General features: G+C 56.2%; 10 protein-coding genes. 8 read left to right on the forward strand and 2 right to left on the reverse strand.

The features are described 5' to 3' along the window. Positions 1-91 precede the first annotated feature (91 nt). Together ylqF and fusA are read right to left on the reverse strand one after the other, a co-directional pair. Positions 92-1048 (reverse strand): ribosome biogenesis GTPase YlqF, encoded by a 957-nt coding sequence (gene ylqF, locus RC85_RS13855; RefSeq protein ID WP_068263793.1) that lies wholly within the window; start codon positions 1046-1048, stop codon positions 92-94. A 290-nt stretch (positions 1049-1338) separates the two neighbouring features. Continuing rightward, the gene (fusA, locus tag RC85_RS13860; RefSeq protein ID WP_068263811.1) at positions 1339-3423 is read right to left on the reverse strand and encodes an elongation factor G; all 2085 of its coding nucleotides are present in this window, start codon (positions 3421-3423) and stop codon (positions 1339-1341) included. Positions 3424-3684: 261 nt separating this feature from the next. On the opposite strand from fusA, the gene RC85_RS13865 reads away from it, so the two are divergent. The 8 genes from RC85_RS13865 to RC85_RS13900 form a co-directional block, all read left to right on the forward strand. Next, positions 3685-4716 carry a lysylphosphatidylglycerol synthase transmembrane domain-containing protein gene (locus tag RC85_RS13865; RefSeq protein ID WP_068263796.1) on the forward strand — a complete coding sequence of 344 codons (1032 nt, stop codon included), beginning with the start codon at positions 3685-3687 and terminating at the stop codon, positions 4714-4716. A gap of 373 nt (positions 4717-5089) precedes the next feature. Beyond that, on the forward strand, positions 5090-6142 hold the full coding sequence (locus RC85_RS13870; RefSeq protein ID WP_068263799.1) for an AAA family ATPase: 1053 nt from the start codon (positions 5090-5092) through the stop codon (positions 6140-6142). Further along, the gene (locus tag RC85_RS13875; protein ID WP_068263802.1) at positions 6132-7013 is read left to right on the forward strand and encodes a DUF58 domain-containing protein; all 882 of its coding nucleotides are present in this window, start codon (positions 6132-6134) and stop codon (positions 7011-7013) included. Before RC85_RS13870 ends, RC85_RS13875 begins: the two co-directional genes overlap by 11 nt. 124 nt (positions 7014-7137) lie before the next feature. Continuing rightward, a complete protein-coding gene (locus tag RC85_RS13880; RefSeq protein WP_084422651.1) occupies positions 7138-9606 on the forward strand; it encodes a BatA domain-containing protein in 2469 nt (822 codons plus the stop codon). Continuing rightward, the gene (locus RC85_RS13885) at positions 9603-12506 is read left to right on the forward strand and encodes a hypothetical protein (protein WP_068263807.1); all 2904 of its coding nucleotides are present in this window, start codon (positions 9603-9605) and stop codon (positions 12504-12506) included. Before RC85_RS13880 ends, RC85_RS13885 begins: the two co-directional genes overlap by 4 nt. Positions 12507-12821: 315 nt before the next feature. Further along, entirely contained in the window at positions 12822-13337 is a 516-nt protein-coding gene (locus RC85_RS28265) for a hypothetical protein (RefSeq protein WP_084422652.1), read from the forward strand. Between the two features lie 117 nt (positions 13338-13454). Then, positions 13455-14393 carry an Rpn family recombination-promoting nuclease/putative transposase gene (locus RC85_RS13895; RefSeq protein WP_068263809.1) on the forward strand — a complete coding sequence of 313 codons (939 nt, stop codon included), beginning with the start codon at positions 13455-13457 and terminating at the stop codon, positions 14391-14393. Positions 14394-14563: 170 nt separating this feature from the next. Beyond that, positions 14564-15057 (forward strand): hypothetical protein (locus RC85_RS13900; protein ID WP_202907970.1); only part of this gene is annotated, 494 nt, incomplete at its 3' end.

Here is a 15057-nt window from a genome sequence, read left to right on the forward strand (position 1 = left end):
TTGCCCCTCCATCGTTTTGCCCAATTCTTTTTTGCGATCCCTCTGGCGCGTAACGCCGTAACTCGCTTCACTCGCTACGGCCTACTTTGGTTCATTCCATTTCGCGTGACTTGCGTTGGGCTCGTTGTTTGTCTCGGAAACGTTTTTTGCGTTTTAGATCCCTTTCGCTTGCCTTGGCTTCTTTTTCCGCGACCTCGCGGGCGGTTTCAGCTCGCTCGTACGCCATCATCTTGGGCGTTTCCAGGGTTAGGCGTCCGAATTCTCCGCTGCGAAGTTCGGTTACCAGGATCCGTGACGCTCGGTCGATGTCCACCATATTGCTTTTGCCCAAACAACCGCGCCGGCGACCGATCGCTTCGATCGCTTCCAATTCAGTCTTGGGTGTTTCGTCCAGATCGTAGCGAGCGACGAAACGATCCGGGTATTCGGCCAGCATGTATTTTGCCGCGAAGAAACCGATGTCGGCGTAATCCATCGCGGTTTCTTTTATCGTGCCCAACAACGCCAATCGGTAACCGCTGCGAGCGTTGTGGACGTTGGGCCACATCATCCCGGGCGTGTCCAGCAACGTGATGCCGTCACCGATGATCACTTTTTGTTGTTGCTTGGTGACCGCAGGCGTGTTGCCCGTCTTGGCTACCTTTTTACCGGCGAGGTAATTGATGATCGTTGACTTGCCAACATTTGGGATGCCCACAATCATGGCCAAAATCGACCGGTCTTTTCGATCGACCGCCATGCGTTTGATGATTCGTTTGATCTCGCGAATCGTGGGCACATCTTCGGTCGTGGTCACGTGCGCACGAACATGCTCGGTATCGTTGAAATGCTGTTGCCAAACTGCCGTCATCGACTCGTCCGCCAAGTCGCTTTTGCAGAGCAATTTCAAACAAGGCTTATCGCCACGCAATTCCGCCAGCAACGGATTCTCGCTCGAATAGGGAATCCGAGCATCCAGCACTTCAATCACGACATTGACCTTCGGCAACATCGACTGCATTTCCAGCCGAGCCTTGTGCATGTGGCCAGGAAACCATTGGACTGTCATGGGGGAGTTCTCTTGGGGTGGCAGTGTATTGGTGGAACTCAAATCAGCCGCGAAGCGGTGACAGTGAGCCGCGACGCGTGAGCGGCCGGGCAATGCGGTATGCCCGGCCGCTTACGCGTCGCGGCTCACGAAAGCGGCGCACCAAAGCTGACCGCCAAAGGTATGCCCGGCCGCTTACGCGTCGCGGCTCACCAAAGCGGTTCACCAAAGCTGACCGCCAAAGAAAAAAGGCGATGCCGTGTCGGAACAACGGCGTCGCCTTCTTTTTAGATTCAACTTCGATCGATCGACTACTTGGCTTCCGCCAATTCTTGTTGCTTCTTGGCGATGATCTCTTCTTGGATGTTCGATGGGACTTGGCGGAAGGTTGCCAATTCCATTGTGAACGTTCCTTGGCCCTGCGTCATACTGCGAAGGTCAGTTGCGTAACCAAACGTTTCGGCCAACGGCACTTCGGCTTGGATAACACAGTTGCCGTCCAAGACGTCTGATGCCGACATCACACCGCGCCGCTTGGTCACGTCGCCGACGACCGAGCCTTGGAACGATTCAGGGCATTCAATTTCGACGTTCATGATCGGTTCCAGCAGCTTTGGACCGGCTTGACGGAAGTACTCGCGGAAGCACCCTTGGGCGGCGGTATAGAAAGCCTTTTCCGACGAGTCAACGTCGTGATAAGTACCGTCTTCCAAGACGATCTTGGTTCCCACCACGGGATACTCGGCCACGGGGCCCTTGCCAAGACTGTCGCGGAAACCCTTTTCCACAGCCGGAATGTACTGCTTCGGAATGCGTCCGCCGGTAACCTTGTCCTCGAACTCGAACGAATCTTCGCTGTCGGATTCGATCGGCGTCAGGGTGCCCTTGATATGAGCGTACTGACCCGAACCACCCGATTGCTTCTTGTGCTTGTAGTCGAACGTGACTTCCTTGGTCGGGCTTTCGCGGTAGCTGACCTTTGGTGCACCGACTTCGATATCCACGCCGTATTCGCGACGAATACGTTCGACATAAACTTCCAAGTGAAGTTCGCCCATTCCGCTGATCAGAATTTCGCCGGTTTCCTCGTCACTGAACACGCGGAACGTCGGGTCTTCCTTGCGGAAACGTTGCAGAGCCTTGCCCATCTTGTCGCCGTCGCCACGATTCTTGGGCTCAACCGCAACCTTGATCACAGGATCCGGCACGAACATGGATTCCAGCGTGCATTGATCACGTTCAGCACAGTACGTGTCACCGGAGGCAGCGTCGATGCCCATGATGGCGATAATGTCGCCCGCGGATGCACTCTCGATTTCTTCACGCTTGTCACTGTGCATTCGCACGATGCGGCTGAACCGTTCGCTGCGGCCAGTACGTTGGTTGACGTAAGTGCCGCCCTTTTCGATCGTACCTTGATAGATACGCATAAAAGTTAACTGACCGAATTGATCGTCAGCGATCTTGAAACCCATTCCGACAAACTTAGCCTTCGGATCGGGAAGCAGAGGGATTTTGATCTCTTCGTTTTCAGGATCACGGCCGTGGATTTCGCGGTCCAGAGGGCTTGGCAGGTATTGATTGACTGCGTCCAACAACGGCTGAACGCCCTTGTTCTTGTAAGCACTTCCGCAATAAACGGGTGTCGCTCCGTTCAGAACCGCCGAACGAGTGATTTTGTAAATCTGTTCGACCGTTGGCTCTTCTTCGGACAACAGCATTTCCATCAGCGAATCGTCGTACATCGAAAGTGCTTCCAGCATTTCCATGCGTTTCGCTTCGGCTTCGTCTTGCAAGTCAGCCGGAATCGGGCCTTCGATGACGTTTTCGCCGTCGTTGCCTTCGTGGGTATACGCGACCATCTTGATCAGGTCGACAACGCCCTTGAAATTGTCTTCGGCACCGATCGGGATCTGCATCAGGAACGCGTCGGCGTGCAGTTTGTCACGCAGTTGCTGAACCACCTTGTACGGGTTGGCACCGGTGCGGTCCATCTTGTTGATGAACGCAACACGAGGAACCTGGTATCGTTTCATTTGGCGATCGACGGTGATCGATTGCGACTGCACACCACCGACGCTGCACAGAACCAAAACGGCTCCGTCCAGAACTCGCAGCGATCGTTCGACTTCGACGGTAAAGTCCACGTGGCCGGGCGTGTCGATCAGGTTGATCTTGTGATCCTTCCATTCGACCGATGTCGCGGCCGAGGTGATTGTGATCCCTCGTTCGCGTTCCAGATCCATGTGATCCATCGTGGCCCCGTCACCGTCACCGCGAACGTCTTCGATCTTGTGAATGCGTCCGGAATAGAACAGGATTCGTTCGCTGAGCGTCGTTTTGCCCGAGTCGATGTGGGCACTGATCCCGATATTTCGCGTTTTGGCCAGACTCATAACTTCTTTCTTACTTTCTCGATTGCATGTCGAATCGCGGCATGACGATCGCATGCACTGATTGATTTGATGGGCTGATGACCCTATCGACGGATTATCAGCCAGAACGCCAAAACCTGGCGAGCGGAGAAATATGGCAGAGCATTCGCGTTGGTGGAAGGGCAAATGCGGATTCTGGGAAGTCTGAGAGCAATTTGCAGGCCGCCCGTCGCATTTCGCGTGTCCGCTGGACGGCAACGGAGCGCCAATTATCCTTAGCCGATGCAATCGACCCGCAAAAAAATCCTGCTTTCCGCCTTCAAGTTCGCAATCCCAGCGGCGATTATCGGATTTCTGATCTGGCGAATTGAACCAGAACAGTGGCAACAACTGTCCGAGCAACCCAAGGATTACTGGTTGTTGCTGGCCGCGCTTGCGTCCGGGCTGATCGCGATGAGTCTTTCGTTCACCCGCTGGTGCGTGCTGGTGCGTTGCCAGGGAATTGAATTGAGCATGTTGGAAGCGTTCCGGCTGGGGTCGATCTGTTTTTTATTGAGCTTTGTGTCCGCCGGCAGCGTCGGTGGAGACCTTTTTAAGGCGATTTTCCTGGCCAAACGTCGGCCCGGTAAACGAGTCGCTGCCGTCGCATCAGTGTTGGTCGATCGCGGGTGTGGGCTTTATGGGCTGCTTTTATTGGTCGCGGGCGGTTTGTTGATCAGCCCCAGCGAATCCACGATCGCAAACGATTCGGCGATCGGGATCACTCAAATCAAATGGGCGACCGGGATTCTTATTGGATCGGGAACCGCGGTGCTGGCGATCCTGATTCTGGGCGGACGCGGCGTCGATCGACTGATTACCTGGGGCAGCGACTTGCCGGTGATCGGCAAAGTCGTCTCGACCGTCGGCCCTCCGCTGCGGATGTTCCACGATCACCCGGTCGGATTCGGGTTCGCGATCCTGCTTAGCCTGGGCGTTCAAGGCATGTTGGTCATCAGCATGTATTTCGTCGCACGCGGTCTGTACACCAGTCCGCCAACGTTGGCCGAGCACTTCGTGATCGTACCGATCGGGATGTTGGTGTCCGCGTTACCGCTAACGCCAGCGGGAATCGGATTGTTGGAAGCCGCCATCAACGAGCTGTACAAAATCGTCCCCGCCGTCCCCACCGCCGCGTCAGGAACCCTGGTCGCGTTGGTCTTCGAGATGGTCAAGTTCGTGATGGCCATCATCGGCACCGCCTTCTACTGGACCGCCGGAGCCGAAGTCCGAGACAGCATCGAAACCGCCGAAGTCGAAGCAGTCGCGTCGTAATCTGATAGAGCAAGCACGCAGTTTTTTTGTCTAAATGATCGGGCACATGCGGGTTCAATGGAAGATTAGACAAAAAAATTAGAGACAAAAAAATGGTGGCGAAAAGTGGTGGGCCTTAGACTCGCTCGGTCTTCACCGCCACAAGGCAAATCAGTTTTTCACACTGGGGAATTTCTTGTGAGCCGCTGGCGGTAACGCCACGGGCATTTACGTAGGCCCGGCCGCTTACGCGATCACGGCTCACAACCTAATTTGAAAAACTGACTTGCCCTGCTTCACCGCCTACGCCAACTGGACATTGTTGGTATTCTGTATCTGACTTGGGAATTAAGTACGAAATACACGAATCACACGCTCGCTAGGATCTACCTGCATGACGGCTGAAGAAGAAGTGCTCAGCGAAGCCGACGCCGCTCGCCTGCACGAAGCTCGGAAGAAAATCATCGAGCAACTCGGCAAGGTCATCGTCGGACAAGAAAATGTCATCGACGAGATCCTGATCTGCCTGTTCAGTCGCGGTCACGTGATGCTGGAAGGCGTTCCCGGACTGGCCAAAACGCTGATGATCAGCACGCTGGCCAAAACGCTTGATCTGTCCTTCAGCCGCATTCAATTCACGCCTGACTTGATGCCCGCCGACGTGACCGGCACCGAGATCATGGAAGAAGACCGATCGACCGGGCATCGTGATTTCCGCTTCATGCAAGGCCCGTTGTTTGCCAACATCGTGTTGGCGGACGAGATCAACCGGACGCCGCCGAAGACTCAATCGTCACTGCTGGAAGCGATGCAGGAACGTCAGGTCACCGTCGGCCGAAACCGTCACGAACTCGACGACCCGTTCTTTGTGCTGGCGACGCAAAACCCGATCGAACAAGAAGGCACCTACCCGCTGCCCGAGGCGCAGCAGGACCGGTTCATGTTCAAGATCTTCGTCGAGTATCCAAGCTTTGACGAAGAGTTCGAGGTCGCTCGGCGAACCACCGGCAGCCAAACGGCAGTCGTTGAACCGGTGCTGACCGGCGAAGAAATCAAACGGCTTCAGCAACTCGTTCGCCAAGTTCCGATCAGCGATCACGTCGTTCGTTACGCTCTGTCATTGGTCCGTCAAACACGCGTCGGTATCGAAGGCGTCCCGGACTTTGTCGATGACCTGGTCGGCTGGGGCGCTGGTCCGCGAGCGGTTCAGTTCTTGATCTTGGGCGGCAAGGCCCGTGCTTTGCTGGAGGGTCGATTTCATGTCAGCGTCGATGACATCGCAGCGCTGGCCGCACCGGTGCTGCGTCACCGAATGGTGGTCAACTTTGCCGCCGAGAGTGACGGGATCACCAGCGATGATGTGATCCAGCGAATCGTAGACGCCACGCCAACGACCGAAGACGAGCTTTCACGCGATGCCCGATTCCAAAAGATATTTGCGTCCTGAGGTCACCACGCGAATTCGTCGTCTGGAATTAACCGCCAGACGCGTCGTCGAAGGTTTCCTGTCAGGCATGCACCGCAGTCCCTACTTTGGGCAGTCGATCGAGTTTCTGCAGCACCGGCAATACACCGCTGGTGACGAAATTCGCCACATCGATTGGAAGGTCTACGCGCGGCAAGACAAGCTGCACATCAAACAATACGAAGAAGAAACCAACCTGCGTTTAACCCTGATGGTCGATCAATCGGCCAGCATGGCGTACGGCGAAGGCGATTCCAACAAGTACGACTTCTCCGCGTCCGTCGCCGCTTCATTGGCCTACCTCGCACTGCGTCAAAAGGATGCCGTCGGCCTGTACACATTCGACACAGAAATCCAAAACACCGTTCAAGCCAAGAGCAACCAGCAACAATTGAACCGCATCCTGTCGATGCTAAGCAGTGTCGGTGCCGATGGACGAACCGACTTGCCCGCCGTCACCAAGAAGGTCGCCCAGGCGATTCCCAAACGCGGATTGGTGGTTCTGATTTCAGACTTACTTGGCGTGGACGATCTGATGGAAGGCTTGCGAATCCTGCGCAGCCGAGGTCACGACGTTGTGCTGTTCCATGTCTTGCATGATGACGAATTAGATTTTGAGTTCGCCGGAGCGACCAAGTTCGAGGGCCTCGAGTCCGACGACTTTCTCAACTGCAATCCACGAGCGCTCCGCGAAGGCTACCTCGAAGCACTCAACAAGTTTCTCACCCAAACCAAAAAGTCATGCGGCCGTCTGTCAATCGATTACGTCGGAGTCCGCACGAGTGACCCGCTAGACGCCGTCCTAGCAAAATTCCTAGACGCAAGAACCTCACTACCCAAACTAAAAAAGTAGGAAGAGAGCTATTAGCGATTAGCTGTTAGCAATTAGCCTGCCTCGAAAAGACAAACCACAAAACGACCACCTACTCAAAAAAGCTAATCGCTAATCGCTAACTGCTAACTGCTAATCGCTCAAAGTGTTCCTCTTCCCAGCCCTAACGATCGGATTCTTGTTTATCGCGGTGCCACCGTTGGTACACCTGATCAACATGCTGCGCCACCAGCGTCGGCCATGGGCGGCGATGGACTTTTTGCTGCAAAGTTATCGCAAGCAAAAGAAGTGGATACGCGTCAGGCAACTGTTGCTGCTGTTAGCTCGCACCCTGATTGCCATCCTGCTGATTGCGATGCTATGCGGATGGAACGGTGGCGGACGCGCCCTGCAAATACTCGGCGGCACAACCACGCATCATGTCGTCATCCTGGACGACAGCTATTCGATGGGCGACGTCAGCATCGGTTCCGGCAACCAGATCAGTCAAAACATCGGTGAATCCTCAACCGAACCGGGACAACGAATCGCGACCGGCGCTTACGGACGTTCACTCAGTGCACTCAACGACCTGATCACCCGACTCGCTTCCGACGACGGCAACCATCAACTCACCGTCATGCGATCCAGTCGCGCGGCAATGGCCAGCCGCGTTGGCAGCAGTTCCGGTGACGCCGCCGCTGATCTGTCGGCGCAAACGGTCACCTCCGACGGACGGCTGGCCGCTCGCATCATGTCCACTCAAGTCTCACCGATCCGCACGGACTTATCCGCCGCCTTGGACCTGGCCGCCGAATTGGTCAACAACACGCCAGCCGATTCGACTTACGTTTACATCGCCAGCGACTTCCGTGCCCGCGATTGGGATTCACCTCAGCGGTTAGCCGAATCGCTGCGTCGGTTGCCCGCCAGCACCACGATTCGCATGATCGATTGCGCCGCGTCGCCTGCACCCAACTTGGCGGTCACCGACATCTCGCCCGTGCAAGACGTCTGGGTCGCTGGCGTTCCGGTCGTCATCAACGTCACGATCAAAAACTACTCTTCGATCGCCGCCCAAAACATCGCCATGCAAGCTCGCGTGGTTCGCTATGGTTCCAGTGCCACCGTGGTCGATCCCACCAGTTACGTCAGCGGTGAAGTCGAATCGCTTCCGACGATCATCATCGAATCGTTGGCCGCTGGTCAGCAGGTGACCAAAACGTTCCAAGTCTTCATCACGCAAACTGGAACGCACGCGATCGAAGTCACGTTGCCCGACGACGCGCTTGCGATCGACAACACACGTTCATGCACGTTGCCGCTATCCGACGTCGAAAAAGTGCTGGTCATCGACGGCGACCTGGACACTCGCGGTGCCTACCACGTCGCGTCCGTTCTGGATCCCGGATCACAAGTTCGCATCGGAGCGGTCCCCGACGTCAAGCCGCCCGCGTTCCTGCGATCGGCGACCTGGGAATCGCTTGCAGCCTACCGAGCGATCTACCTGATCGACCTTCCCGAAATTACCGACGCCGCCGCCGAAGCACTCGACCAATACGTGCGACGCGGTGGCGGCTTGGCGTGGTTCCTGGGGAAACGAGTCAGCAGCAAACAGTACAACGAAGTCCTGATGACGCGCGACCGTCGGTTGTTACCAGGATTGCTGGACGACCCGTTGCCGCTTTCGATCGGCGACGAAACCGAATCCGATTTGCGACTGGGGGAATCGTCACAGTCGTTGCTGGCACCGCTAGCGTCCGCCGGCGAAACAGCACTCGCGTTGGTCGGTGTTTCAAAGTCGTGGCAAATCGATCTGGAAAAGGTCGAAGACGAAAACGAAGATAGAGATGAAGAAAATTCAAACGCCGATACTCGAATCCGCCAAGTGATCGATCGACGCGACGGCTTGCCGTGGGTGTTGCAGCACAACGTTGGCGAAGGCCGTGTCGTGACGGTGTTGTCAGGGCTAGATGGTGAGTGGACGAATTGGCCCGGCGATCCATCGTTCGTTGTTTTTATGCTGCAATCCAACGCGTTGCTCTGGAGCGGTGCTGCGTCGCCGACTCAGCGTTTTATTGACGATCCACTGGTTCGAGTTTTGCCGCAGCAAGAGTTCACCGGCGATGTTTCTTATGTGCCCGCGTCAAACCAACCGCCCCGCGTCGCGATCGAAATCAAATCAGGTGCCGAAGGAAACGAAACCGATCAAGTCGATCCGTCCAGCGGCCGGCCAGCGTTCCGAATTCGCTTGGACCCCAAAGAGATGATGATCGCGGGCGATAGCAGCGTCGAACAATGGCTGCGTCCGGGCATTTCGGAATGGTCGATGATGGCGGTCGATGGTTCGATGGTGATCACGCCAACCGCGGGCGTGATTCGCATCGGCGAAGGTGACTTGAAGCGAGCCGACCAGGCCGAGATCTCTCAATCGTTGCTGCCGATCGAAGTCAAATTCATGACCAGCAACGCCTGGAGCAATCAAAACCAAACGGCCGGCAATTCAGCATTGTCGCTGTTGCTGCTCGGTCTGCTGGCGGCATTTTTGGCGATCGAACAGGCACTCGCCTACTGGGCCAGCTACCACGTCCGCGGATCCACGCCCACGCCAGCCAGCGGAGGTCACGCACGATGATTACGCCAATCCTGCAACCGTCCATCGCCGACACGACCCAGCGTCAAATCATCTACGAATTCACTCGCGCCACCACGCTGGAAGGCTGGTGGATGTGGGCGACGCTTCTGGTCGGCTTGGCGGCACTGCTCTACGCCTGCGTTCGTTACTATCGCCGCGACACAACTGAACTCTCGTCCGCCGTTCGCGTCACGCTGATGATGTTGCGACTCGCCACGATCGCGGCATTGGTGTTCTTCTTTTTCAACCTCAATCGACGAACCCAGCGAATGCTGACTCGCCCTAGCGAAGTCGTCATCCTGGTCGACACCAGCCAAAGCATGTCGCTGCCATCGACCTCAGCGATGGGAAGCCAGAGCCGTGATGCACGCGCCGCCGCAATCCTGGGAAAAAGCGACCTAATCGATTCGTTAGCCAGCAATCACCGCGTTTCAGTCTACGCATTCGGCGACGCTTCCGAACCAACGCTGCTTGAAACCAGAAGCCTTGATTCCGACGACCCAGCAGACTCCAACACCGACGCTGCAAACCAATCCTCCAGCACGGATACATACAACACCTCAACCGCTTCCTCAATCGCCATCCTCGCGGCGGCCCTAATCGCCATTGGATTGCTGCTTGGCGTCGTCTCGTTGCTGATCGGTGCGTTCGGATCAGGTTCCAGCAAACCGGTCTCAACATCACCCCGCAAAGCTTCCCAACAGCCAACGCCATCACCCGTCGGCCCATGGATTTTGGCGTCCGCAATCTGCCTGTTCGTCGGCATCGTCGGTCTGGGGGCGGTCGCCAGCGTCTACACCGACCAAAGCTTGGCTGAAATTTTAGGTGCGGCTTCATCGGATCAGACAGATGAAGAAAACGATGACGATGATGAAAACCAGGTCGATGCACCTGAGCAAACGGTCGAGCGTATCGACGACTGGTCCACCGTCGTTGCTGCCACCGCACCGGAAAGCCACATCGGCGACGCGCTGCGCGGCGTGCTAGCTGATCATGACCCATCGACGCTGGCGGGAATCGTGTTGCTCTCCGACGGGCAAGGCAACGGCGGCAGCGACGCAGCATCGGCAATCACCGTCGCTAGCCGTAGCGAAGTCGCGGTCTATCCCGTCGGCTTGGGCAGCAGCGATGCGCCGGTCAACGTTCGCGTCGTGGATCTGGACGCCCCCAGACGCGTCTACCCCGGTGACAAATTCGCCGTCACAGCCGTCCTGCAAGCCAGCGGCCCTGAACCGATCGCCGTGGACGTTCAACTGATCGACGGCCTGGACGTTTCCGCAAACGGCCGCAGTTCTAATAGTAGTCGCAGTTCTGACAGCAATCAGAGCAATAGCGACAGTGACGAATCGGGCATCGAAGGTCGCGTCGTCGATACCCAGCGTGTCACGATCAACAACGACGGCACCCTTTCGGGCATCCGTTTTGAAATCGAGCCCGAATCTGTCGGCCGACGGCGACTTGCGATTCGCGTCGTCCCGCCGGCCGCCGACCAAAACAAACGCGACGACCTGCGCAGCACCCGATACGAAGTCGTCTCACGCAAGCTACGCGTCCTGGCCATCGCCGGCGGACCCACACGCGAATACCGCTTCGTTCGCAACCTGCTGTTCCGCGACAAATCAATCGAACTTGATGCATGGCTGCAAACCGGCCAAAAAGGAATCAGTCAGGACGCCGATAACTTGGTCACCGAATTTCCACCGACCGCGGAAGCCCTGTTTGAATACGACGCGATCGCGATGTTCGATCCCGATTGGACAGCGATCTCGGCCGAGCAATTGGATTTGCTGGACCGATGGTTGTCACAGCAAGCGGGCGGCATGGTGTTGGTTGCCGGCCCGGTCTATCACCCGCGTTGGATTCGCCGCCGCACTGATCCTCGTGTTTCCAGAATCGCAGGCTTCTTCCCCGTCAACGTTTCAACCGGATCGACGCTGCTGTCTCGCGGTCGCCAAGGCGGTGACACGGCCTGGCCGATCGCACTGACGCCCGAAGCACGCCGAGCCGAATTTTTGTGGATCGACGAAACACCCGAATCCAGTTTCGATGTCTGGGAAAACTTCAGCGGCGTTTACGACTACACCGATTCAAAATCCGCAAAGCCCGGTGCCAAAGTCTACGGCTATTACTCGGACCCAACGACCGAACTTGGCGGTTCGCTGCCGGTTTACTTGGCGTCGCAGTTCTACGGTGCCGGCCGAGTGTTTTTCCAAGGCAGTGGCGAAATGTGGCGACTGCGTGGCGAAAGCGACGCCTACTTCGACAGCTATTACACCAAGCTGATTCGCTGGGTCAGCGAAGGACGTTTGCTACGCGACAGCAACCGCGGCATCCTGTTGCTCGATTCAACAAGAGCGATGGTGGGCGACACGGTCACCGTGCGTGCCGTGCTAACCGATGAACAGTTCGAGCCCCTGGACGTCCCAGCGGTCCCCGCAAAACTGCTCGTTCCCAGCGGCCGTATCGAAGACCTCACCCTAACACCGCTCGAAGGCGAACCACGCGCCGGCACCTACGGCGGCCGCTTCATCGTCCGCGAAGCCGGCAACTACGAAATCCGTTTAACACTAGGCGATGCACTGGAGGAACAGTTGCTCCGTCAAAACGTGCAAGTCAGACTACCCACGATCGAATTAGAACGCCCGCGCCGAAACGACACCGAACTCAACCAATACGCCACCATCACCGGCGGCCAATACTTCCCAATCGACAACGCCACCACCGACACTGAAATCGCGGACACCCTAAACGAAACCCTAAAACCCCAACCCCAAACCACGATCCTACCCGGCACCCCCGACATCGACTTCACCCGCCGCACCCACGCCGCACTGATGTGGCTAATCGCCACCATGCTAAGCATGGAATGGATCACCCGAAGACTCCACCGCCTAGCCTAACCCAGTTTTTCAAATGGTTCCGTGAGCCGGGAATCGCGTAAGCGGCCGGGCCAGCACGCTGCCTCTGAAATGGTTCCGTGAGCCGTGATCGCGTAAGCGGCCGGGCCCAACATGCTGGCAAGACCATAGGTGCAAGACCATGTTGCGTGGTGGAGCTAATCAAAAGATAGTCGAGTCTAAAATCGTTTTGCCCCCACATCGTTTTACCTAATGATCGGGCTGATTAAACCATTGGCCTAAAACAAGAACCGCTAATGGTCGCTAACAAAACGCTAATAAGACGCGAGATGGGCAAAACGATGAAGGGGCAAAACGATGCCAAGTGTGAAGGTGCTGGCGGTTAGCGGCAGTGGAATACCTTTTGCTTCCAAGCAATCCCACCCGACCGCGCGCCAGGGCCTTGCCAATTTCTTGACGCTGTTCGCCACCATCGGTCGGCAACCCAGTGGCCTGGATTGCCTCAAAACTGTCTTGATTTACCTTTCCAGTGGCACCGACCAGATCAATCGCAATCAACTTATCGAAGCCGTCCAAAACACCCTACAAGAACAAGGAGAAGACCTGATGCCAACAATCGCACAACAATGGAAGCAAGAAGGACGCGAAGAGGGGCGTCAGGAAGGGCGTCAGGAAGGACGTCAGGAAGGGCGTGAAGAAGGACGTGAGGAAGGACGCGAGGAAGGACGATTGGCCGGGCAAATCCAACTGCTCGAAAGGCTACTCGGAGTGCCAGAATCGACGCTGGACCAACTGCTGTCCAAGCCGCTTGCAAAGCTCGAACGTGACTTGCAGCGATTACAAAAGGATTTGGATCAACGTCCGCGGGAATGAGATCACCCACCCAACCGCGCACCATCGTTTTGCCCCCTCATCGTTTTGCCCACATTCACTCCTCAACGAAGCCCACATCGTCACATTTGAGCGTTTCATTTGTGGTAGGCTAAGGAGATGTGTGATGACAATCTGCCCGGGCCGCACAATCGCTTTTTCTTTCAGACCTTCTCGCAGCTTGATCGAGCTCGAGATCTGATTGCGGGGTTTTTGCCAGGCGACGTTTTGGCGGAGATCGATTTGGCTTCGCTTCGTCTGGTCAGTGGATCTTACATCGACGACCAATTGCGGCTCAGTCAATCGGACCTGCTCTACGAAGTCGATCAAGTGGGCGACAGCGGATCAGCGGCGCTTGTTTATGTGCTTTTTGAACACAAGAGTGTCCAGGACCGCCTGACTCCGTTCCAGATGCTCAAGTACATGGTCCGAATTTGGGAGACGCGGCTGCGCGATGGCGAGTCGCTTTGTCCGGTCATTCCGATGCTGCTGTACCATGGCGAAAATCAGTGGAAGACTGCCCGCACGATGAACGATCTGCTGCGACCGGCGGGATCGCTGGCGAGATTCACGCCCGATTTCGACATCGAGATTCTGGACCTGAGCCAACAAACCGACGAATCGTTACGGGAACGTGCCAATTTGAAAGCGTTCCTGTTGCTGCTAAAATACATTCGTCGAGGCGACCTAGCCGAAAAGCTACCAGAAATCTTAACACTGTTCGCCACCATCGGCCGGCAACCTAGTGGCCTGGATTGCCTCAAAACTGTCTTGATTTATCTTTCCAGTGGCACCGATCAGATCAATCGCAATCAGCTTATCGAAGCCGTCCAAAACACCCTACAAGAACAAGGAGAAGACCTGATGCCAACAATCGCACAACAATGGAAGCAAGAGGGACGCGAAGAGGGACGATTGGCCGGGCAAGTCCAATTGCTCCAAAGGCTACTCGGAGTGCCAGAATCGACGTTAGAGCAACTGCTGTCTAAGCCGCTGGCAAGGCTTGAGCAGGACGTCCAGCGATTGCAAAAGGACTTGGATCAACGTCCGCGGGAATGAGATCACCCACCCAAACGCGCACCATCGTTTTGCCCCCACATCGTTTTGCCCAATGATCGGCCTGATTGAACCGAGCGAGTAAACCATTGGCCTAAAACAAGAACCGCTAATGGTCGCTAACAAAACGCTAATAAGATGCGAGATGGGCAAAACGATGAAGGGGCAAAACGATGCCAAGTGTGAAGGTGCTGGCGGTTAGCGGCAGTGGAATACCTTTTGCTTCCAAGCAATCCCACCCGACCGCGCGCCATGGTCTTGCCACCCATGGCCTTGCCAATTTCTTGACGCTGTTCGCCAACATCGGCCGGCAACCCAGTGGCCTGGATTGCCTCAAAACTGTCTTGATTTACCTTTCCAGTGGCACCGATCAGATCAATCGCAATCAACTTATCGAAGCCGTCCAAAACACCCTACAAGAACAAGGAGAAGACCTGATGCCAACAATCGCACAACAATGGAAGCAAGAAGGACGCGAGGAAGGGCGTCAGGAAGGACGTCAGGAAGGGCGTGAAGAAGGACGTGAAGAAGGACGCGAGGAAGGACGATTGGCCGGGCAAATCCAACTGCTCGAAAGGCTACTCGGAGTGCCAGAATCGACGCTGGACCAACTGCTGTCCAAACCGCTTGCAAAGCTCGAACGTGACTTGCAGCGATTACAAAAGGA

The organism is Rubripirellula obstinata, assembly GCF_001642955.1.
Taxonomy (GTDB): domain Bacteria; phylum Planctomycetota; class Planctomycetia; order Pirellulales; family Pirellulaceae; genus Rubripirellula; species Rubripirellula obstinata.

Bases quoted from the DNA above. Each gene is read 5' to 3' on its own strand.
- RC85_RS13870 (WP_068263799.1), top strand. From the start codon at position 5,090: ATGACGGCTGAAGAAGAAGTGCTCAGCGAAGCCGACGCCGCTCGCCTG.
- ylqF (WP_068263793.1), bottom strand. From the start codon at position 1,048: ATGACAGTCCAATGGTTTCCTGGCCACATGCACAAGGCTCGGCTGGAA.
- RC85_RS28265 (WP_084422652.1), top strand. From the start codon at position 12,822: ATGCCAAGTGTGAAGGTGCTGGCGGTTAGCGGCAGTGGAATACCTTTT.
- RC85_RS13865 (WP_068263796.1), top strand. From the start codon at position 3,685: ATGCAATCGACCCGCAAAAAAATCCTGCTTTCCGCCTTCAAGTTCGCA.
- fusA (WP_068263811.1), bottom strand. From the start codon at position 3,423: ATGAGTCTGGCCAAAACGCGAAATATCGGGATCAGTGCCCACATCGAC.
- RC85_RS13885 (WP_068263807.1), top strand. From the start codon at position 9,603: ATGATTACGCCAATCCTGCAACCGTCCATCGCCGACACGACCCAGCGT.
- RC85_RS13895 (WP_068263809.1), top strand. From the start codon at position 13,455: ATGTGTGATGACAATCTGCCCGGGCCGCACAATCGCTTTTTCTTTCAG.